The sequence below is a fragment of the Pseudomonas sp. SZ40 genome (genome assembly GCF_052958135.1).
The window spans coordinates 74,205-95,575 of the sequence record NZ_JBQWIF010000008.1 but is presented as its reverse complement, the minus strand read 5'-3'; the positions used below and the strand labels follow the sequence as shown (position 1 = coordinate 95,575).

The following is a 21,371-nucleotide window of genomic DNA, read 5'->3' as shown; positions in this document are numbered from 1 at the left end:
TCAGGGCAGACGGGCAGACTCTAGACGATCAGCCTTCCCAACCCATCCAGCAAACGCTGCAGCGCGCCCTGGTTGGACTTGAGCACTGCCAGCCCGGCCTCGCGCATGGCCGCCGCACGTGGTGGCTCGTGCAACAGTACCGCGACCTGGGCACCGAGCGCCTTGGCATCCGCCACCTCGCAGAGCGCGCCACGCTCGAGCAACTGCGCGGTGATCTCCTGGAAGTTGAAGCGATGTGGCCCCATGATTACCGGAAGCCCCAGCGCCGCTGGCTCCAGCGGATTGTGCCCGCCCGTCTCGACCAGACTGCCACCCACGAAAGCGACATCGGCCAAGCCATACAGAAACATCAGTTCGCCCATGCTGTCGCCGAGCAGTACCTGCACACCAGGGTCAACGGCCTCGCCCGAGGAGCGACGCACGAAGGTGAGGCCGACCTCACGCAACTGCGCAGCGGCGCTGTCGAAACGCTCGAGATGACGCGGCACCAGAATCAATAGCGCATCCGGCTGCGTGGCGAGCAGTTGCTGGTGTGCCTGGATGACCAGCGCATCTTCCCCCTCACGGGTACTGGCGGCGATCCATACCGGTCGTCGCTGCGCCTGCCACCGCTCACGCAGCGCCGTGGCGCGCGCCAACACGTCGGTATCCACCTGCTGGTCGAACTTGATCGAGCCGGTCACCTCGACCGTTTCAGGCCGTGCTCCGAGGGCGACGAAACGCTGCGCCTCGACCTGGCTCTGCACCGCGAGCAGGTTCAGCTCAGCGAGCATCGGCGCAGTGAGCTTGGCAAAGCGCCCGTAGCCTCTGGCCGAGCGCTCGGACAGTCGACCATTGGCCAGTGCCACCGGAATACCTCTACGGGCACATTGGTGGATGTAGTTGGGCCACAGCTCGGTTTCCATGATCACCGCCAGGCGCGGACGTACTCGCTCGAGAAAGCGCGACGCTGCCCAGGGCAGGTCATAGGGCAGATAGCAGTGCTGGACGCGACCGGCGAACTGCGCGTCGGGAAACAGCGCGCGAATGCGTTCGGAGCCGGTCGGTGTCATGCAGGTCAGGGTGATCGGCAGATCCGGATAGCGCGCCAGCAGCTCGCGCACCAGCGGCGCTGCCGCGATGCTTTCACCGACCGATACCGCGTGGACCCAGATACCGCCTGGGCGCAATGGCGGCAGACCTAAAGCAAAGCGCTCGCCGACACGCTTGGTATAAGCAGGTGCGCGCCAGGCTCGCCAGATCAGACGTAGACCGATCAACGGCAGGCAGAGGTGAAACAGCAGGCTATAGAGATATCGGTTCATGGCGGCGAAGCTTAGGGATGCCGACGTTGCAGCACAAGCAGGCACAGAGCGCCGGCCACAAGCGTACGCATCAAGGCTCCAGTATGCGCAGCCGATCACCGAGATAGCGTACCAGCCACTGCGCGGCCGGGCCCAAGGTTTCATCACGGCGAAACACCAGTTCCACCGGCAGTGGCGGCGCGATCCAGTCGCTGCTCAGCTCGATCAAATGCCCTTGATAAGTTGGGTACTGCGCCACGTGCCTAGGCAGGCACGCCCAGCCCAGATTACGCATCAGCAACTCAGCCATCACATAAAAGCTGTCGGTGCGCCAGGCCGTCGGGCTGATTCGTTCGTTACCCGGGTAGTGGCTGTCCTGCAGGGTAATCAGCAACTGCCGGTGCTGGGCCAACTCACGACGGTCGACGGAGCGCCCCTGGGCAAGCGGATGAGCAGCCCCGCAGACCATGACCATATCCACCATGCCCAGGCGGCGACGCTCCAGCTCGGCGGGCATGCCTTCATGGTGAAACAGCAGGCCCAGGTCGGCACGCCGCTCGAGCAACTGGCGCGCCACCACGCCCTGGCCGCCGCTGGTCATCTGCACCTCGACCCGCGGGAACGCCTGGGCCAAGGCCTCCAGGCTGTCGAGTATCGGCGGCATCGGCAGCGCCTCATCCTGAGCCAGGCGCAAACACACCTCCTCGCCTTGCGACAACCCCAAAGCCCGCCCCTCCAGCCGTTCGGACTGACGCAGCAACTCGCGGGCCTCTTCGAGTAACGCCTGGCCGGCTTCGGTCAGGCGCGGCTGACGCCCGCTGCTGCGCTCGAACAAGCGCACCCCCAGATCATCCTCCAGCGCAGCCACGGCGGTACTGACCGCAGATTGCACCCGGCCGAAACGCCGCGCCACTGCAGAAAAGGAGTTGCCGTCGGCAACGGCTACGAATACTTCGAGCTGCTCGAGAGTCCAGCGCACAACCTATCTCCAATCAAGATAGGTAATGAGTTTACCTAACAGAATGAACCCGTAAAATCGGTCCCCTGTTAATAGGAGTGCTGCCGATGAATGGTTATCTCTATCTCGCTCTGGCCATCGCTGCCGAGGTGGTTGCAACCACGTCCATGAAGGCCGTCGATGGCTTCAACAAACCGTTGCCGCTGCTGCTGGTGATCGCCGGCTACAGCATCGCGTTCTGGATGCTGATCCTGGTCGTGCGCACCATTCCGGTGGGCATCGCCTACGCCATCTGGGCCGGCCTGGGCATCGTCCTGGTCAGCATCGCGGCGATGTTCGTCTATGACCAGAAACCGGACCTGCCCGCGGTCCTGGGCATGGGCCTGATCGTCAGTGGCGTGGTGGTGATCCAGTTGTTCTCCCGTGTCACTGGGCATTGAGGCAGGCGCTTGAAGCTTGCCGCTCTCACGAGGGTTATACTGCGCACCTGTTTTCCCTAGAGGCGCCCGCATGTCCCAAACTCTGAGCACAGACGTCCTGATCGCCGGCGGCGGCATCGCCGGCTTATGGCTGAATGCGCGCCTGCGTGCCAACGGCTATGCCACGCTGCTGCTGGAGCGGGAAAGCCTGGGCGGCGGTCAGAGCGTCAAGTCCCAGGGGATCATCCACGGCGGCGCCAAATATGCCCTGCACGGCGCCCTGAGCGGCGCCTCGGAAGCCATCGCAGACATGCCGCGACGCTGGCGCGAGGCGCTGGACGGCAGCGGCGAGCTGGATCTGTCTGGCGTACGCCTGCTCTCCGACGCTCATTATCTGTGGTCGCCTGGCACCCTGGCCGGCAACCTCACCAGCTTCTTCGCCAGCAAGGCGGTGCGCGGCCGTGTCGATCAGGTCAAGGGCGAGCAGTTGCCGCCCGCGCTGCAGAACCCGAAATTCAAGGGCAAGGTTTATCGCCTGGCCGAGCTGGTGGTGGACGTACCCAGCCTGATTGCGCGCCTGGCCGATCTCGCCGGTGACAGCCTGCTCGCCGCCGACGCTATCGAGCCCCTGCACGAAGACGGGCAACTCGTTGGCCTGCGCGTCGATGGCCGGGAGATCCGTGCGCAGCGTATCGTGCTCAGCGCAGGTCGCGGCAATGCCGAACTGCTGGCCAGCCTGAACGTCGCACAGCCCAGTCAGCAGTTGCGCCCGTTGCACATGGTGATGGTCAAGGGGCCGACGCTGAAGCCGCTGTACGCCCACTGCCTGGGCGGCGGCCCCAAGCCGCGTATCACCGTTACCAGCCATCCAGGGGCCGATGGCGAATGGGTCTGGTACCTCGGCGGCGACCTTGCCGAAGCCGATGGCGTGGCGCGCGACGAAGCGGCGCAGATCGAGGCGGCGCGCAAGGAGCTCTCTCAATTGTTGCCCTGGGTGGACTTGTCCACAGCCCGCTGGGCGACGCTGCGGGTGGAGCGCGCCGAACCCGCGCAAAGCGGCCTGGTTCGCCCCGACAACGCCTTTCTCAGTGACCAGGGTGCACTGCTGGTCGGCTGGCCGACCAAACTGGCCCTGGCGCCGGACTTCGCTGATCGTGTGCTGAGCCACCTGGAACGGGATGGCATCCGCCCCGCCGTTCATCCGCCGTTGCCCGAGCTGCCGCGCCCGGTCATCGGCCGCACCGCCTGGGAGACCTCGTTTTGATACGTGATCTGCAAGGTCTGCACCGCCCGCTAGGATCGACCGGCCTGAGCGTTTCCCCTCTGGGCCTGGGCACGGTCAAGCTGGGCCGCGACCAAGGCGTCAAATACCCCAACGGCTTCACCATTCCTGACGATCATCAGGCTCGCCAACTGCTGAATCTCGCCCGCCAGCTGGGCATCAACCTGCTCGACACCGCACCAGCCTACGGCATCAGCGAACAACGCCTCGGCCCACTGCTGCGCGGCCAACGCCAGGACTGGGTGATCGTCAGCAAGGTCGGTGAGGAGTTCGACAACGGTCAGTCGCATTTCGACTTTTCCAGCGCCCATACCCGCCGCTCGGTGGAGCGCAGCCTGAAACGTCTGGAAACGGACTACATCGACCTGGTCCTGGTGCATTCCAACGGTGATGATCTGTCGATCCTGCGCGACGAAGCCGTCTACGACACCCTTGCCGAACTCAAGCAGGCCGGGCTGATCCGAGGCTTCGGCTTCTCTGGCAAGACGGCAGAAGGCGGTCTGCTGGCCCTCGAGCGGGGTGACTGCGCGATGGTGACCTACAACCTGGGCGAGCAGCATGAGCGCCCGGTATTGGACTATGCTGCCAGTCACGCCAAAGGCATCCTGATCAAGAAAGCCCTGGCCAGCGGGCATGTCTGCCTGGAAAGCGGTGTCGATCCGGTGCGGGCAAGCTTCGAGCTGATCTTTGCTCACCCTGGGGTCGGCAGTGCCATCGTCGGCACGATCAACCCGCTGCACCTGGCTCACAACGTCGCCATGGCCGCTGAAGTGATCGCGGGCACCAACACCGGTAACAAAGAATCAGGAGAGTGATGAACTGGCGTGTTTGGCACGCCATTGACGCCGCTTATGCGGCCGACCCCGACGCAAGAAGGAGCCGACATGCCGCGTATCATTTCCCGGAAAGACCCTGCCACGTTCAAGACCATGCCGCTGTTCGTCGAAGCCTCGACCGACGGTATCGTCTATCAGAGCCTTGGCCGCCCGCTGAACTTCAGCGAAGTGCTGGAACGCCGCAAGCCGGTCGAGCTCAACGACAGTCAGCGCTTCGCCGTCGAGCTGGCCAACCTGGGCGTCTCGGTGCGCCTGACCCTGAATTGGCAAGGCCGCGAATACTGGCTGCTGGTGCGTCAGCGACGCCTCGATCGTGGCGACGTCGTGCTCAAGCTGATCTCAGGCTATGTGCCGGCTCATGAACTCAACCTGCCGCTGCTGACCGCAATTCAGGAAGTGGCCGAAGAGTGCCTGCTGGAAACCAGCGAAGGCTGGCTGCACGGACGCTTCGGCGATACCTGGCTACCAGCACCCTACGAGGGGACGCTCAGGTACCGCGATGGCGTGCACTTCCAGCTAAGCCCACTGTCCGGCGCAGCGCGCCCCGTGCAGTGCGGTAACCTGACCTTGCTGGAACGCCCCCGCGCTTACGTGCACGTGCCAACGGCTTCGTTGCAGCTGGTCTACGACATGCGCCTGGACCTGCCCAAGGAAGCCAAACAGCCCAGCCTGCTGCACGTTGACGAGCATCTGGAGAACGGCAAGCTGATCGCGCGGCTGGATCACAGCCGCCCGGACCTCTATCTGATTCCCCTTGAACAGGGCCGGCCGACGGCAGAGCTGATGACCCTGCGCCAGGGCCAACTGGTGCCTGCCAACACCCGTGGCCTGTGGCTGGCCGAGAGCTTTGCTGCCCAGGATGGCTGGCTGGTGCGCGATGAACGCATTCGCTGGAAGGACTGGCTGGCGCTGCAGAACGTCAAGCCGAAGGCCCACAAATCTGGCCCTGGCACCAACCGCGCCGGCACGGCACAGGTACCGAGAGTTCGCCTGGATACCGCTGCAGCGGTCTGACATGCGGGCATGTGCACCTCGCCCCGCCCGGATCCTACTATCGAGGATTACAGAGCGCATAGCAAAACCCCGCCGAATGGCGGGGTTGATGCTCAACGGCTGCGTATCTTCTCGACGATGGCGGTGGTCGAGCTGTTCTCGACCAGCCCCAGGACGCGCACTTCGCCGCCGCAGGCCAGCACGATATCGGCGCCAACCACCTGATCGATGCCGTAGTCGCCACCCTTGACCAGCACATCCGGCTGAACCTGCTTGAGCAGGCGCTCGGGCGTGTCCTCGCTGAAACTCACCACCCAGTCCACGGCACCTAGGCCGGCCAGCACCGCCATGCGCCGATCCACGGCATTGATCGGACGGCCGGGCCCCTTCAGGCGACTGACCGAAGCATCGTCGTTGATCGCGACGACCAGACGATCACCCTGGGCACGCGCCTGCTCAAGGTAGGTCACATGACCGGCATGCAGGATGTCGAAACAGCCATTGGTGAATACGATCTTCTCGCCATGAGCGCGAGCATCTTCAGTGGCCAGCAGCAGTTGCTCCAGGCTCAGCACACCACGCTCGGAGCCCTCCTCACGCTGTACCGCACGACGTAGCTCGGGAGTACTGATCGCCGCCGTACCCAGCTTGCCGACGACGATACCCGCAGCCAGGTTGGCCAGTGCAACGGCTTGAGGCAGCTCTTCACCTGCCGCGATGGAGGCTGCCAGTGTCGAAATTACCGTATCCCCGGCCCCCGTCACATCGAACACTTCCCGCGCGCGGGCGGGCAGGTGCAATGGCGCATGGTCCGGGCGCAGCAGGGTCATGCCATGCTCGCCGCGGGTCACCAGCAAAGCACCCAGATCAAGCTCACGCATCAGGCGAGCACCACGGCTGACCAGCTCGGCTTCGTCTTCGCAACGCCCGACGATGAGCTCGAACTCGCTGAGGTTCGGGGTGATCAGGCTGGCGCCGCGATAGATGGAGAAGTCCTTGCCTTTCGGGTCGGCCAGCACAGGAATGCCTCGCGCCCGTGCGGCCTGAATCAGCACCTGATGGTTCTGCAGGGCGCCCTTGCCATAATCGGACAGCACCAGCACCTTGACCTCATCCAGCAACTGCTCGACCTGCCGTGCCAGCGCATCGGCGTCGGTATGGAAGGGCTCTTCGAAGTCCATGCGCAGCAACTGCTGATGACGACTCATGACCCGCAGTTTGACGATGGTCGGCTGACTCTCGATGCGCTGGAAGTAGGTTTTCACACCAATGGCTTCCAGGCTCTGACGCAGGCTTTCCGCCGCCTCGTCCTCACCGGTGACACCCACCAGCACAGCAGGCGCACCGAGCGCGGCGATATTCAGCGCAACGTTGGCCGCGCCGCCTGGTCGGTCCTCGATCTGCTCGACCTTGACCACGGGCACCGGAGCCTCTGGCGAAATACGCGAGGTAGCGCCGTGCCAATAACGATCAAGCATGACATCGCCCACCACGAGAACGGGGGCCTGATCGAAACGGGGCATGGATAACTTCATGCGGAAACTCCGGATATGCAAAATCGTCGCGGAGAATAGCACATTGGCCATGGCCACTCCGCCGTCAGGCCTTGGTAGCGACGTTCAGCGATCCAGCGGTCGCACCCAGAAAAGCTCGTGCCGACGTACCGCCTTGCGGAAGAATTCGTCTTCGCCCGCCTGAGGCCAGCGCCGCGCCGCCAGACACCATTGAATGAAGCGACGCAAACGCTTCTTGAAGGGTAGCGGCGTTTGCAGATCGTGCTGCATCGCCAGCGCCTGGCTCTTGTCGACCAGCTCCTGATCATCGAGTAGCGGGCTCCAAAGCTTGTCGGCAGGCAACGGCTCGATACAGGGCGGCAATGCTACGCCATTGCCCGCAGGGCCCATGGGCCAGCGATCATTGTCGGCGAGATGGTTGGCGTAAAGCAGCTGTACATCCGGGCGCCAGCCACCGAGCTCGATTGCCTGGTGCAGCGCCCTGCTGGACTGGACATGGTCGGGATGCGGATCCAGCTGCGGGTGAGGCAAGACCACGACCTCGGGCCGAAAATGCTGCAGCAGCGCCGCCATATCGGCCACCAGATTGTTCCAGGTAGGCAACCCATCGGTATCCCCAGGCAACCTGAACGGATTGAAACGTCGCACGCTACGGATATCCGAATCGCCCGACTCCAATGACACGAAGGGCATGCTGGGTTCGCCCTCCATTTTCGTCAGCTGCATGCAGTAGTAGCCCAACTGCACGCAGTGACTCGGCGGCACGCCTCCCCACAGCGGCACGGTATGGCTGCTCCAACTGCGCAGGCGACCTTTTAGCCGCGCAGCCGCCGTGTCACTCAGGCCCAGACGCCGATAGAACTTCGCCTCGATCTCGCCCTGAGTCAGTGTCACGATGGAGGCTTCGATACAACGGCTGTAAAGCCCGAATGCGGCCAGTTCGGCGTCATCGGCATGCGGAGCGATGACCATCACCCGACGACCGGCATAGTCGGGATTGCTGAAGCAATGCAGAGTCGCCTCGCTGGACAGCCTGCAGAACCGCCCGCGCACCCTCAGTCGCCCATCACGAAGCGCCGCAAGGCAACCGGACAGGTTGACGAAGCGTACCCCGTTGACGCCTCTTTCGAAGTCCTGTCGATCGAGATGCGCGCCTTCCCCGATCAGCACATTCGGGTCCAGCCAGCGTCCCAGCCAACTGCTGCGAACGTGAACGGCCAGCACCAGTGTTTCGGCACTGTCAGGCAATGCGGCAGTAGCGGGCGCAACACGACCATCGCGCCCGATGCGTACCGACAGGCTCAGGCTGTCTGCCGGAAAATCGTAGCGATAGTCGTCTTTGGGCGAATAGAACAGATGGTCGGAAAACCAGGCTTCGTGGGCAATCCATGCCAGAACGAGAACGACCGGCGCCGTCCCCCATGAGCCGAACCAGTCGAGGGCGACCAGAACCGGTAAGGCAACGACCATGAGAATGCGCTTGTTACGCCGATGCCGACGTAACAACTGCTGCTTGCGTGCTTCCATACACTTACACTCGAAAAACAGGTTGGCGATTGCACCAACGATCCTTGTATTCAACATCGGCGCGGCCGAACGAGTAACGTAAAGCCTTTCCCTTCAAGCGAGCCTCTTCCCACGCAGACTGCGTGTTGATGAAGCTGAGCACGCTGCCCGGACTGAAATCACGGGAAGCGGGGTCAACTCCACCATTGATGTATTCGATGCTGATCCATTCTGGCGATTCGACTCTGTACAAGACCTGAACGGCAACAGGCTTGCCGTCGAGTTGCAGATAGCTTCCCCACAGGAAGTCCCGCAACGCTTCGAAGACCTCGGCGAGATGCCCTTTACCTGGCACCGCGAAGCCCCAGCGGCTCTCGAACAACTCGGTATAGATAGCTGCCAGTTCGCCTGCAGACAGCTGCGAAACCGGCAAAACCTGCCCGCCGGCCTCTTCCAGCATCCGCAATTCACGGCGCTGGTTGTAACGAAACTTCTTGCTGTATTCCTCCGGCTCCCGGGCGATAGCCAGCTCTTCGGGCTGCTTGCAGAGCGTCGAGATGCTGCCCTGATGGAGAGCCGAAAGGTAGCGCATGCGTTGCCGCACAGGCGCCATCGCCCCTTTGGCAATCGGCAAAATCACTTCGGCATTGCCGAGATCGAACAGGTCACGCTGACCGCGGCGCTTGAGCACATCGCGAGATAAAGCCAAGCGCCCACCCCATACGGGAACAGCGGCCTGCAGTTGCCCCTCCAGAGGCCAGCCCAGATACCGTACGGGAATGCCAGCCATGGCAGAAAGCCGCGAGACCACCTCAGGATGGGTCGCGACACTCCCCCCCAGACGGGACCAGATCTCGCTGTAACATTCGGCACTGATCGAACGCCAGCCGCGTTCGCGCCAGCGCTGAAAGGGATTGAACATCAGGCATCCTGCTCCGACGTAGTGGTATTGAATAGCGCAACATACGGTTCACGCACTGGCCCGACCGAAACATTGGCCAGCAGGCTGATGTCCGAGCAGAAGGGCTGTTTGGCTCTCCAGAGACTCACCTGCATGTGCGTACCGTCAAAAAAGCGCGAAAGACTAGCACAGCATTCGCTGGTAGTTGTGCGGTGATGGATTAAGATAACGCCCTTTTTGTAGACATGCTGGAACCCCTAGTGCAGGTATCGAACTCGCAGCCGCATCTCATATGCATCCGGATACACGATTTCATTGCTGGACGCTGGCTCGTCTTCGGCTATCTAGTTTTACTCACTGGTCTGTTCTGGGTCAGTGACGGCAGCCATTACAAAAAAATCTACTACGTCATGTTCGCAGCCCCAGCTTTGCTAGGACTCGTACTTGCACCCAGGCAGATCAAACCGATTCTGAGCGAGCCAGTCCTGCTGAGTTTCCTGGCGCTGACTGCATGGTTGCTGATCAGCATGGGCTGGACCCGTGCCGAAGACGACCTCGGCAGTTTGGCCAAGCGGCCTCTCTACGTGTTCATGTTATTCGCAGGTTGCGCGCTGATCGCTCTCAAGAGCGAAGTCCTGCTTTTGAAAACATTGCGCATCGGCGCCGGCTTGGGCGCACTGGCGGCTCTCGTCAATATCGTGTGGTTCCTGCAGCACGCAACCCCAGGTGAGCGGCTGATCGGTAGCGGGGCTCTGCGCAATCCATTGCTGACCTCCCATGTGCTGGGGTTTCTATGCACCTACTGGGTGGCCGCCTGGTTATCACGCAGTGAGCGCCATGACTGGCTGCCAATTCTCATGGCTCTTCCCCTCCTGGCCGCGCTGCTCGCCACAGGTTCGCGGACCCCATTGATGGGCCTGGCTTTGACCAGCGTCTGGATGCTGCTGATGAGCGGAAAACGCGCGATCCTTCTGCTAGGCGCCCTGCTGATCGGGGCGAGTGCCGCATACCTGGCATTTCCGGAAATACTTCTCCAGCGCGGCATGTCATATCGACCCGAGCTCTGGGCCGACGCGGTACGTCAGGCGGGCCAGCACCTCTGGCTTGGCTCGGGCTATGAGAGCAAATTCGTTTTCGACATTGCCGGGGTTGGCTACCTGCTGCATGACCCGCACAATGTCGAGCTCGCGGTACTCCTCGAACTGGGGCTTATCGGTCTTGGCTTGTGGACTGCCATGTATGCATTCGCGCTTTCGCGTTGCCTGCGCCTGCGTGCAGAGCCGCACTTCCAGATCGCATCGGCGCTATTGATCTACGGACTGTGTGCCGGACTGACCGAGGGTGGCAATTATCTTTCACGTCCCAACGAGAGCTGGTTCCTGATCTGGATACCACTGGCGCTGCTATGCGCTCTTTCCATTCGGCATAGGCAGTCGCAAGCATGAAGCGTATCGAACCCGCACAGCTGGACGGACTGCTCAAGGACGCCAGAACCATTGAAGAGGATGGCCTGGGCATAAAGGTCGCCGAACTCAAGGAGGGCGACTTCCTCAAACTGTACCGGCGCAAGCGGCTGCTGTCTTCCGATCTGTGGGATCTGCCTGCGCAACGGTTCGCAGACAATGCAAACGGCCTGCTGAACCTGGGTATCTCCGCCCCTAAGGTTCTCGAGGTGCTGATGATCAGTGAACGCCGCCTCAGCGCGGTGCGCTATCAGCCATTGCCTGGCGACACGCTGCGCAATCACCTGCGCAAATCAGATGCTGCGACACGCTCTCGAGACGTGATGCGCTTCGGAAGCTTTCTCGGTGAACTGCATCAGTGCGGCGTGTACTTTCGCTCACTGCACCTGGGAAATGTGCTGCTGCTGCCAGACGGGAGCTTCGGCCTGATCGACCTGTCGGACATGAAACTCGAGCGCAATGCATTGGCCCCCTGGAAGCGCCGCCGCAATTTGCAGCACATCCTGAGATACCCGGAAGATATCGGCTGGCTAACCGAGCAACACCGCGCAGACTGGGTAGCAGGCTACGCAAAGAGCGTCAGCACTCGCAGCGCCGAGCGCTTTTCTCGCGACCTGAAAAAATGGCTGTCGGCGACGCAGTGAAGGATGACGGACATCCCGCACTTGCCGCCAAGTGCAGGTGTCAGGCAGTCCGTGTGAAACAGTAGCGCCAGAGCCCCTTGAGCGTCTTGAGATTGCGCGAGCGCCAAGGAATCTGAGCCAACAACTCACCTGCCAACGCCCTATCTTCATTCGCGACCTTGGCAAACATCGCGTTCAGATAGCGCAACCGAGTCGCTTCATAGCCCGGATGCTCCTCGAAACGCTTGTAGATTGCGAGCTCGGTCTCGATCATCAATCGGCGGTTCTTGTAAGTATTGCTGCCATGCACGCGATAGAGAGCGAGCGGCTCTGCCAATATGTCGATGAAGTACCCGGCGTGAGCGATACGAAGCTCTACGTAGTAATCCTCGATGCGAATGGATGGATCGAAACCACCAACCGTCTCGAGCGCGTCGCGACGAAATAGCAAGGTTGGCGCAGGTGGCCCAGGCTTTCGATCCATGAACAGATCATCGAAATCGAGCCGCCGAGCGGGGCGATGACGCTGCTTCTTGTCAGGCAGCGGCTTTCCGTCACCGTCGATCAGAACGATACCACCGGCACAGATGCCGGTTTCTGGATGCTGCTCCATGAATGCGATCTGCAATGACAGACGCTCGGGGAGCATGACGTCATCCGAGCCCAGCGGAGCGATATAGCGACCTGCGCTGCGAGCGATCATCTCATTGAGCGTGCTACAGAGCCCCTTGTTCGCCTGGGCCACGAAATCGAACCCGAGTTCTTCCTGCAGCTGCCTGATCACCGTCACACTGTCGTCGCGCGAGCCATCGTCGACCACCAGCAACTCTATATTGGGATAATCCTGCGCATAGACGCTGCGGATGCTCGCCTCGATGAAGTCAGCATGGTTGTAGGAGGAAATCAGTACTGAAACCAGCGGCAGCCCGGTCTGAATCTCTGTCATGTAAACGCTCCTTCGACCGGCCGATCACCCTCGAGGAGCGCACGGTACTTGTTACGAAAATCTTCGATGTCGTGCTCACGCCGCAGGTACTGATAAGCACGCTCCCCATCCTCGGCACGCGCAGCCTCGCTGTCAGCAAGACAGGCACGCAGTTGCTCGGTCAGGGAGGAGACATCGCCAGGCGCGAACGAACGCCCACCGGCCCCGCTCAGCAAGGGCCGCATCGCAGGAATGTCGGAGCCGAGTACCGGCAATCGACCGCACATGCCTTCCAGCAACGCAAGACCAAGCCCCTCCTGCAGCGAGGGCATGACGAAAACGTCGAATGCCTTCACATAACGCATGGCATCTGGCCGAGTACCACAGAGATGCACGCGCTTTTGCAACCCAAGCTCGGCAATCAACGCCGCCAGGTTGTCAGCTTCGCGGCCACCACCGATGATTGCCAGGTTCACGTGCGGGTACTCGTCACTCAGGGCGGAAAATGCCCGAATGAGATACACGTGTCCCTTGATGGGCACCAACCGACCTATCGCACCGATGATCAGGGCTTCGGATGGTAGCTCCAAAGCTTGCCGTGCCTGGTCGCGCGACAGCTGAAGAGATTCAGCCAGGTCGATATCCAGGGCGTTGGTTATCGCCACCGTATTGGCGCTGGTAAAACCACAGCGCAACGCGATCAGATAATCGGCTACAGCCGGCGACACGCCAACGAAGCGCCAGCACTCGTCGATCGATCGCCTGGCCTGCCAGCGCCGATAGAAGCGATCGTATTCACCAAAACCGTGTGACACCCCGATGCATCGCGGGATGCGCAATGTCTTGTTGAGGTGCATGAACAGGTTGACGGTCTTGAAGCGATGCAACAGCACCACATCGAAGCCCTCCTCCTGACAGAACGCCAGCAAGCGCCTGCGTACCTTGAGACGCAGCCCGCTCATGTCCTTTTCAGTGAATTCGAAGAACACCTGGCGTCGGCCGGAATGTTGCGCATCTTCCGCCGGCCGTCCCTCGAGATAAGCGTTGACCACATCGAAACGTTCGGCTGGCAAGCCTTGCAGAATCTGCTCCCCCAGATCGGAGTTGGTATCCGCAGCGTTATAGCGAGTCTGCAGTTGCAGGACTTTCAGAACCTTAGCCATAAGGTCGCCCCATCCAGAGGCGAAGCGCCTTTCGGGAGTAGGAGAGCTTGAATAGCACCTTCCAATCACTGCTCACGGCCTGGCAGTAGAACTGCTTCGCTGCCCTGAAATCTCCGGCCAGGTAGGCACTACGAAATAGGGAAAGGCAACGCTGCTGATAGAAAGGCGCGCGTAGCTCCTGCAGCGCCGCCGGCAGTCGATCAAAAACCTCATCGACCAGCCCAACGCCTCCCGCGAGGCTCGACACGAAGTCGTGGCGAAGACTGTCGCTGTGCTTGTGAATCATCGCCAGCGGCTCTGGCAAAAGCGAAACGGGATAGGTCGCCAGTGTTTGCGCAAAGACCGGAATATCTTCGGCATTACGGAAGCGCTCGGGATAATTTCCCGCCTGAAAAATCGAGCGATGCATCACGCAGGCGCCATTGGAAATGCTCAGTGTCTTGTCCAGCAGGTAGGCCCGCACACGCAGCAGGGGGGCATCAGGAAGACGCTCGGGAGAATGCCGGCGACGGCGACCTTCCTGATCAACCGACCAATGTCCGCCGATGACCATGCGAGACTGCTCATTCAAGGCCAAGTGCGCACGGATCAGCGACAGGCTATCCGGTGCCATCTCGTCGTCCGCATCGAGAAATACCAACCAGTCATGACGCGCCAGCTCGATCCCGAGATTGCGCACAGATGCCAATCCACCATTGCTCTTGCGTAGTGACCTGAACCGTCCGGGAAACTCCGCCTCCAAAGCCTCGACGACCTGTGGCGTGTTATCCGTCGACCCATCATCGATGATCAATAGCTCATCATCTTCGCCCAGCTGAGACATGACGGAGCGAACTGTCCTGGCCAGGGTAGAGGCATAGTTATAGGCAGGAATGACGATAGTGATCGCTGCAAAGCCACTCATTTCTGCCCCACCTTAACCTGCTGGCTCAATGCTCGAAAGCCGCGAGCGACGCGATTGACACTCATGAAAAAAGCCCAGTGATTCCGCAGAAAACTCAACGAAAAGGCCGGGCGCACAACCCGGCCTCGCCCCCACCCCGGACGCCAGCAAAACCCATCGCTACGCTTGCGGTACAACGTCAGGACGGGGATGCCAAGAGCAGAAGCCAGATGCCCCACTCCGGAGTCATTGCCAATTACATAACCGGACTCATAGAGATGACCGGCAAGGGCTTTGGCGTCGGAGAATTCAGGCACGTCGAATTCAGGTTCGAATACATGCAGATATTCGTGCCTTTCTTTAGGCGACAGAACGAACTGCGGTTGATAGCCAGCAGCACGTAATCGCCGGGCCAACGCCAGGTATTTCTCAGCGGGCCAGTTCTTCTTTGCGTTATAGGAGAGCGGATGAAGCATCACGCGCTGCGCGTGGCGACGGTGCGCTAGCGTCGAAGGCACCTGCATGCCGATATCGTCGCAGGCGTGAGCCAGCCCCAAGCGAGAGCGGCAAAAGGCTACGGCCTGCTCGACCATGCTGGCATGGTCATCAGGCAGGCAACGCAGCGGGCCCGCAGCCGCAGCCAAGGGCGCCAGCAAAAGCGACTTTTCCGCGGGCAGCCGCGCCAACGCCTCAGTTGCAGGTTGCTCGATGAAACGAGGGTCCACACGCAGCGTGCCAACGAAGACATAGCGTCGCGCAAGTTCACTCGCAGCCTCACCGTGACGCGTAAGCATGCTGCCCAGGTCGGAAATAACCAGATCGAAATCGTCCAGGACGGCGAACGTCTCGTCAGGAGCGGGCAGACAGCGCGCCTCGAAGAGTGGCAACCATTCATTGAGTGCGCCGAAGTGGTTGCTCAGTACCGTCACGTTATAGCCGGCTCTGGCGAGATTGGCAGCCAGAACCAGATAAATGCACCCGTCGCCAAGCCCCATCGACGGGACCAGGGCAAGCCTGCAGTCAGCCGGCAATGCGGCCAAGCGGGTACTGGCCTCTTGTATAACATCAGCCATCAGAACTCCTTGATAACCCGAATATCGTCCATGATCGGGCGCGCACGCGCGCAGAAGAACATGCTCAGGCCGTAGCTGAGCGTTCTGCAACTGCGCGCAGCAGCGCTGCCATTTTTCTTGTGAAGCGCCCTGAAAGCCTCAGGACATGAAAATTGCAATGCATCGCTCCCACTTGGCCAGGCACGCGAGAAACCATGATCAGTTATCCGTTGAACACTCGCGCCGCCGCTCGGCTCGGATTGGAACAGGGCCATACGAAGCCATATCGACGCTTGGCTGTACGCAGAAATCACCGTACTCATCAAAAACAGTGGCGATAGTGAGTAACTCATTGTGAATTCCACGTGAAATTTGAGGGCGGGCCTAATTTCCCGTTTCCAGATGGAGCACGCGACATCTGTCTGCGAACTCAGCCCGACACGATGAGATCAACGCGCCGCACGGCGCCTATCGTACGTACGTAGCCAACAACAAAGAATGCATTATCCCAAAGATGGAGGCCAAAAAGGCTCAACATGTCGGCAAGGATTTGCAGCAATAGTGATGCGCTAATAAAGCATCACTCAGAACGCCTCCCAACGACCCGCCGCCTGCAACCGGCGCACCGGGTTAACGCGGTGGCTGTTCAGGAACCTCAGCATCATCCTTTTCTTCGTCATCAAGTCCCATGGCGTGCAGGCGCGAATAGTACCCGTTGTTCGCCAGCAGTGACTCATGGGTGCCTCGCTCGACAATACGGCCCTGATCCATCACGAGAATCAGGTCGGCTTTCTCGATAGTGGACAGCCGATGGGCAATTACCAGCGTTGTACGCCCCTCCATGACCTTGTCCAAAGCAGCCTGGATATAGCGCTCCGACTCCGTGTCGAGAGCAGAAGTCGCTTCGTCCAGAATCAATAGGGGGGCGCTTTTCAACAGCGCCCTGGCAATGGCCAGACGCTGCCGCTGACCACCGGAAAGCATGACACCGTTCTCACCCACCTTGGTATCGAACCCCTGCGGAAGCAGCTCAATGAACTCACTGGCATAGGCCGCACTCGCAGCCTGCTCGACGTCCTCACGGGGCAAGTGCCGAAGGTCACCGTAAGCGATGTTGTTCAATACGGTGTCATTGAAAAGCGAGACCTGCTGAGTGACCAGGGCGATATGTTTTCTCAGATTTTCCACGCGGTATTCCTCTACCGGTGTACCGTCGAGAAGAATTTTCCCTTCGCCATGCTGGTAAAAACGCGGGATCAGATTGGCCAATGTCGACTTGCCACTCCCCGAGCGGCCGACCAGAGCGACCATCTGACCTGGCTCGACGGTGAAGCTGATGTCTTGTAGTACGGTCTTTTCGGTCCCCGGATAGGTGAAGCTCAGTTGCCGCACCTCAAGTGCCCCGGTAACCCGCTCTTTCTCGACCGTGCCCTGATCCGGCTCCGGCTGTTCATCCAGTTGCTCGAAGATGCTTTCAGCACCAGCCAGACCTTTCTGGATGGTCGAACTGACTTCCGAGAGCTGACGGATCGGCTTGGGCAGCAAGCCCGCCGCGGTGATGTAGGCCACCAGGTCACCGACGCTGGCATCGCCCCGCAGGAACAGCACCAGAAACATCAGAAACGCCATCGCAGCATAGTTCACGAGCTGCAGGCTGGGGGTGTAGATGGCGCTGGTACGGGTCATGCGCAGTTGCTTGCGGGTGCTGTCCTCGCTCGCCTCATGGAAGCGCTCTCGCTCATAGCGCTCACCACCGAAGCTGCGTACCACGCGATAATTCTGAATCGTCTCGGACGAAACATGTGTCAACTCGCCCATGGCACTCTGAATCTTTCGACTCTGGCTGCGAAACTTCTTGCTGGCGCTTTTCACCATCAGAGCGATGAGCGGAAGAATGGCCACCATGACCATGGTTAGTTTCCAGTTCATCCACAGCAGGTAGCCAAACAGGAATACAACCGTGAGACCTTCACGCACCATCACCTTGAGCGCGTCGGTGGCCGCCCCTGTAACCGAACCGACGTTGTAGGTGATACGGGAAATCAGATAACCCGTGGAGTGATTGTCGAAATAGCGATTGGGCAGGGTCAACAGGTTGTTGAAAAGCGCTATGCGCAGGTCCTGAACGAGCCCCAGTGAAACCCGTGCCAGATAATAGCCGCCGAGAAAGGAGCCGATGCCCTGCCATATGGTAATCAGCAGCAACGCCAGCGGCACGCCATAAAGCAGTTGCATGCTACCCAGCAGTGGCAGCTCGACAGCCCCGGCTTCAGGCGCGGCGAGCCCGTCGACGAAGTACTTGAGCAAGCCTGCCAGCATTGGCTGGGTAGAGGCGAAAATGATGTAGCCGACCATACTGATCCCGAACATCAACCAGTAACGCTTCATGTAGCTCAACAGCCGCATATACAGCTTGAAGCTGGAGATGGACGATGGATTAGCGCTTGGATCAGGCATGAGATGGAGGCTCTGGGGCGAAGCGCAGGATTGTACCATCAGGGACCCTGCAACCAAATCGACATGGAAGCCGGTCACCCGACTCGTCCAGCCCAGAGCTGAACAGCACCGCACCGCGAGCGACAAAATGCCTTGCAGGCTCAGTCGACAGAACGAGCGAGATGCAGCTCCTGAGGCGGGCGCCAGCGTGTCGGCTTACGCACAAAGGCCATGCCACGCAGCTCATCGAGCAATGCCTGCACATCGAATGACGGCGTACCGGCTGCGTCACCATAAGCGCCTGCAACCTCGGACAAGCCAGACGCATCGAGCCCAAGATCGTCCAACCGTAGCATTATCTTCCTGAAATCCTCCACGGCGCCTTGCTGGCTGTAATCTCCGCCCCGCTCGAAATCCAGAACATAAGCATGTTCTGCAATCAGAAAGTTGTATGGGTTGCAGTCGCCGTGCACGATGCCGTGGGCATGCAACCGCCCCAAGAGAGCAAGGGCCTGACGCGCCCCTGTCAGCAGCCGGTCTCCGCTGAGGGTAGCCAAAGGCACACCTGGCAGGAAACCGGTCAGCAGCAGGCTCTCATGAAACCCGGGATGGCGTGACTCCGCATACATGAGCGGCTTCGGGGCGGGGAACGCCAGTGCCTGCAGCCTCGACAGCAGCATCGCCTCGCTTCGCAGCGGAGAACGATAGGGCCGGCGCAGGATTCGCTTCCACCAGGGCTTCATCGAGCGCCTGTAGCGTTTGACGAAGATCGAATCATCCTCGCGATATATCTTCGCCACGGCCCGGCCTGGCGCGAACTCGACCAGCCCCTCGAAAAGCGCCAGCAATGCATTGATTTGTTTGCGCCCGAGACTGCCCTTCTGAAAAACTACTGTTTTCCCCACACCGCACCTCCTTGCGACGCATCCATATCTCGCAGGAAAGAACAGGCTCTGCTTCTCGCTTCGGTTTTTTCGAGTACAGCGCACCGCTGCCCCACAGGTCGAATCATGTACAGCCTCTACGCTAAAACGAAAGAAAATCTCAAGCACGCCACTTATGCAGGACAAAGTATATGCAACCCTGCCTCAGCGGTACTCGCCCATCTGTTCTTCGATAATCGACCTGCGCTGAAGAAAATTCGCAGGGCCATCAAGTTGATTCGTTTGACGCCGCGCTACAGCTGCCGCGACGAATTGACGGGAGATACCTACATCTGGCATTGCGACCGCGACGACCAGACACGACTGGCTCTGGGTATCGGTCGCGAGCTGGCATCCGACAGGAAGCTCAGCACCTGCTACATACCGGCCATCAAGGAAGATGCCTACAAATCTCTGGACTGGTCGGCCATGTATACGGCATTGAAAATAGTGCGCACCTGCAAGCAACCCTTTGTTGAGCGGTTCTATATATTCAGCGCGCTCTGTTACACCATCAAGCACATGAAAGCCATCGAAAGATATGGAATCACCGAACGGATAACCTCGCTGGTAAGCTACAACAGCGCCAATATACCCGAGTGTTTTCTGGTCAGCGCCTGCCGACAGCGAGGTATCAGGACCTATTCGCTACAACATGGTCTGTATCATCGCTACCGTAACGAAAGCCCCATCGACATCATCAACTATGAAAATGTCACCGCGCAGACGCTGCTGGTCTGGAGCGAGTTCTGCCGAGCGGAAATAGATGCATTTCATCGTGATCGTGGCCAGGCGGCCGATTTCGAGATACAGGTTGCTGGCTATATCAACCCGCCACATCAACAACCAGTTGCCATCGAGCGATCGACCTCGGCTGGCCCGCATATCCTTTGCCTGCTGCCGGGCAAACGCTATGTCGCGGACAGCGTGAAACTGCTCAGCGAATTGGCCGAACTGCCAGAAAATTACCAGTTGACCATTCGTCTGCATCCGCTACTTGCAGGCAATGCTGCACTCATCGAAGCACTGCCTGCACGCGCGACACTCGACGACAGCTCAACGCTTACGCAGACGCTAGCCACTCAGCGCTATGATCTGGCGGTGGGATTCAACACCACCAGTCTGTTCGAAGTCACTCTGTTCGGTGTTCCCTGCGCTGTTTACCGTGCTCCGAGCCTGAATCTCGAGACTCAGGCTCTGCCCGCATTTACAAACGCTGGAGAGCTCATCACCCTGCTCAGATCGACGGTTGATGTCAGCATGCTTGCCGATTACCTCCTCGGCGCTTCGCTCTTTCGCTATCGCGAAATCACTCACGCCGGGCATTAGCGCAGCAGGAATCTTAGCGCCACACGCCAGAGCGAGGGATATCGTCGAATCCTCACACCTCTCAGCCATCGCAAACGAATCGACAATGGCAGATGAGCCCGCCTCAGCAAACGCAACCAGTAACGCACCGCCAATGCTTCCTTGCGGCGGATCTGCGCCTCGCTCATATCGGAAACGCTGTGCATCGGCATTTGCACAGGTGGATCTGCGGCATAGGCGAGCGCGTGCAACGCCCAGGCCTCACGAAAACTGCCAAGGGAAAAGTGCAGCAGATCGATATCGAAAGCCACGCCAACCTTGCCAACCTGGGCAACGAGGAGACTGAAGTCGACATCGTAAAAATGAAAGCCCCTCAAACGCTCGTCGAAACGAACCGCGGCCCAGACCGAGCGCCTGACGAACATCCAGACACCATCCAGGGCAACCACGGGAACGCAACTCGCTGCGGCATATGCATCCGGCTTCGCGAAGGCGAGTGTCGCACCCTCACGTGAAACGCCATGGCGCACATTGATGCACAGGTCGTCCTCGTCCCCACTGTGCCAGCCGGATGGGACTCTCGCCTTATAGCGACTTCCCGCAAGGCCGATCATTGCCAACTCGGTGTCAGCCGCGAAATGAGAGATGGCAAGCTGCCCCCACCCAGCGCTCAGAAATTCGACGTCTTCGTGAACGAAGCAGATGAACTCGTGACTGGCTCGGGACGCACCTTCGTTGTAGACCTCGCAGAGCCCGCGGCCCTCGACGCTGTTGTCCACCGCGATAAGCTCGTACTCGACCCCGATGGTCGCTGCGATATTACTGGCAACTGCCTGCAAGCGCGCCGACTGGGCGCTGCAGATGACGATGGAGATCAAATGATGCTCCGCACGAGTGGAAGGC

The 21,371-nt window shown here is 60.2% G+C and carries 20 protein-coding genes; 7 read left to right on the top strand and 13 right to left on the bottom strand.

Annotated elements, in window-relative coordinates; translation table 11 throughout:
* Positions 1–20: 20 nt before the first annotated feature.
* Positions 21–1,304, bottom strand: coding sequence for a lipid IV(A) 3-deoxy-D-manno-octulosonic acid transferase (gene waaA / locus ACT9T4_RS09140; protein WP_499116591.1), 1,284 nt, complete (start codon positions 1,302–1,304; stop codon positions 21–23).
* A 70-nt stretch (positions 1,305–1,374) separates the two neighbouring features.
* Positions 1,375–2,262: a LysR family transcriptional regulator gene (locus tag ACT9T4_RS09135; RefSeq protein ID WP_042553925.1), complete on the bottom strand. Its 888-nt coding sequence runs from the start codon at positions 2,260–2,262 to the stop codon at positions 1,375–1,377.
* An 86-nt stretch (positions 2,263–2,348) separates the two neighbouring features.
* Between ACT9T4_RS09135 and ACT9T4_RS09130 the strand changes: the two genes are divergently transcribed.
* The 4 genes from ACT9T4_RS09130 (at position 2,349) to ACT9T4_RS09115 (ending at position 5,792) form a co-directional block, all read left to right on the top strand.
* Entirely contained in the window at positions 2,349–2,681 is a 333-nt protein-coding gene (locus tag ACT9T4_RS09130; protein ID WP_042553924.1) for a DMT family transporter, read from the top strand.
* Positions 2,682–2,751: 70 nt separating this feature from the next.
* Positions 2,752–3,924, top strand: a complete 1,173-nt coding sequence (locus ACT9T4_RS09125; RefSeq protein ID WP_499116589.1) for an NAD(P)/FAD-dependent oxidoreductase — start codon at positions 2,752–2,754, stop codon at positions 3,922–3,924.
* Complete coding sequence (locus tag ACT9T4_RS09120) at positions 3,921–4,757, top strand: aldo/keto reductase (RefSeq protein WP_197077016.1); 837 nt, start codon at positions 3,921–3,923, stop codon at positions 4,755–4,757. Before ACT9T4_RS09125 ends, ACT9T4_RS09120 begins: the two co-directional genes overlap by 4 nt.
* A gap of 69 nt (positions 4,758–4,826) precedes the next feature.
* The gene (locus ACT9T4_RS09115) at positions 4,827–5,792 is read left to right on the top strand and encodes a hypothetical protein (protein WP_042553921.1); all 966 of its coding nucleotides are present in this window, start codon (positions 4,827–4,829) and stop codon (positions 5,790–5,792) included.
* A 92-nt stretch (positions 5,793–5,884) separates the two neighbouring features.
* Here the strand turns inward: ACT9T4_RS09115 and hldE are convergent, their stop codons facing one another.
* The 3 genes from hldE to ACT9T4_RS09100 all read right to left on the bottom strand — a co-directional run bounded on the left by hldE (position 5,885) and on the right by ACT9T4_RS09100 (position 9,713).
* The gene (gene hldE, locus ACT9T4_RS09110) at positions 5,885–7,306 is read right to left on the bottom strand and encodes a bifunctional D-glycero-beta-D-manno-heptose-7-phosphate kinase/D-glycero-beta-D-manno-heptose 1-phosphate adenylyltransferase HldE (RefSeq protein ID WP_042553920.1); all 1,422 of its coding nucleotides are present in this window, start codon (positions 7,304–7,306) and stop codon (positions 5,885–5,887) included.
* A gap of 84 nt (positions 7,307–7,390) precedes the next feature.
* Entirely contained in the window at positions 7,391–8,812 is a 1,422-nt protein-coding gene (locus ACT9T4_RS09105) for a PIG-L deacetylase family protein (RefSeq protein WP_042553919.1), read from the bottom strand.
* Between the two features lie 4 nt (positions 8,813–8,816).
* The gene (locus ACT9T4_RS09100; protein WP_179539294.1) at positions 8,817–9,713 is read right to left on the bottom strand and encodes a GNAT family N-acetyltransferase; all 897 of its coding nucleotides are present in this window, start codon (positions 9,711–9,713) and stop codon (positions 8,817–8,819) included.
* A gap of 239 nt (positions 9,714–9,952) precedes the next feature.
* Between ACT9T4_RS09100 and ACT9T4_RS09095 the strand changes: the two genes are divergently transcribed.
* A complete protein-coding gene (locus ACT9T4_RS09095) occupies positions 9,953–11,137 on the top strand; it encodes an O-antigen ligase family protein (RefSeq protein ID WP_499116585.1) in 1,185 nt (394 codons plus the stop codon).
* Positions 11,134–11,799 carry a BUD32 family EKC/KEOPS complex subunit gene (locus ACT9T4_RS09090; RefSeq protein WP_499116583.1) on the top strand — a complete coding sequence of 222 codons (666 nt, stop codon included), beginning with the start codon at positions 11,134–11,136 and terminating at the stop codon, positions 11,797–11,799. The genes ACT9T4_RS09095 and ACT9T4_RS09090 overlap by 4 nt, the downstream gene beginning before the upstream one ends.
* A 40-nt stretch (positions 11,800–11,839) precedes the next feature.
* Here ACT9T4_RS09090 and ACT9T4_RS09085 read toward each other — a convergent pair whose 3' ends face one another.
* The 7 genes from ACT9T4_RS09085 to ACT9T4_RS09055 all read right to left on the bottom strand — a co-directional run bounded on the left by ACT9T4_RS09085 (position 11,840) and on the right by ACT9T4_RS09055 (position 19,142).
* Positions 11,840–12,724 carry a glycosyltransferase gene (locus ACT9T4_RS09085; protein WP_499116581.1) on the bottom strand — a complete coding sequence of 295 codons (885 nt, stop codon included), beginning with the start codon at positions 12,722–12,724 and terminating at the stop codon, positions 11,840–11,842.
* Positions 12,721–13,866: a glycosyltransferase gene (locus tag ACT9T4_RS09080; protein ID WP_179540121.1), complete on the bottom strand. Its 1,146-nt coding sequence runs from the start codon at positions 13,864–13,866 to the stop codon at positions 12,721–12,723. The genes ACT9T4_RS09085 and ACT9T4_RS09080 overlap by 4 nt, the downstream gene beginning before the upstream one ends.
* Positions 13,859–14,770 (bottom strand): glycosyltransferase family 2 protein, encoded by a 912-nt coding sequence (locus tag ACT9T4_RS09075; RefSeq protein ID WP_499116579.1) that lies wholly within the window; start codon positions 14,768–14,770, stop codon positions 13,859–13,861. The genes ACT9T4_RS09080 and ACT9T4_RS09075 overlap by 8 nt, the downstream gene beginning before the upstream one ends.
* A complete protein-coding gene (locus ACT9T4_RS09070; protein ID WP_042553912.1) occupies positions 14,767–15,822 on the bottom strand; it encodes a glycosyltransferase family 9 protein in 1,056 nt (351 codons plus the stop codon). Before ACT9T4_RS09070 ends, ACT9T4_RS09075 begins: the two co-directional genes overlap by 4 nt.
* Positions 15,822–16,154 carry a hypothetical protein gene (locus ACT9T4_RS09065; protein ID WP_179539297.1) on the bottom strand — a complete coding sequence of 111 codons (333 nt, stop codon included), beginning with the start codon at positions 16,152–16,154 and terminating at the stop codon, positions 15,822–15,824. Before ACT9T4_RS09065 ends, ACT9T4_RS09070 begins: the two co-directional genes overlap by 1 nt.
* Positions 16,155–16,431: 277 nt before the next feature.
* Complete coding sequence (msbA, locus tag ACT9T4_RS09060; RefSeq protein ID WP_499116634.1) at positions 16,432–18,258, bottom strand: lipid A export permease/ATP-binding protein MsbA; 1,827 nt, start codon at positions 18,256–18,258, stop codon at positions 16,432–16,434.
* 140 nt (positions 18,259–18,398) lie between these two features.
* Positions 18,399–19,142 carry a lipopolysaccharide kinase InaA family protein gene (locus ACT9T4_RS09055; RefSeq protein ID WP_042553909.1) on the bottom strand — a complete coding sequence of 248 codons (744 nt, stop codon included), beginning with the start codon at positions 19,140–19,142 and terminating at the stop codon, positions 18,399–18,401.
* A gap of 105 nt (positions 19,143–19,247) precedes the next feature.
* Between ACT9T4_RS09055 and ACT9T4_RS09050 the strand changes: the two genes are divergently transcribed.
* Entirely contained in the window at positions 19,248–20,489 is a 1,242-nt protein-coding gene (locus ACT9T4_RS09050; protein ID WP_499116576.1) for a hypothetical protein, read from the top strand.
* Here the strand turns inward: ACT9T4_RS09050 and ACT9T4_RS09045 are convergent.
* Positions 20,486–21,346 carry a glycosyltransferase gene (locus ACT9T4_RS09045; RefSeq protein WP_499116574.1) on the bottom strand — a complete coding sequence of 287 codons (861 nt, stop codon included), beginning with the start codon at positions 21,344–21,346 and terminating at the stop codon, positions 20,486–20,488. The genes ACT9T4_RS09050 and ACT9T4_RS09045 overlap by 4 nt on opposite strands.
* Positions 21,347–21,371 lie beyond the last annotated feature (25 nt).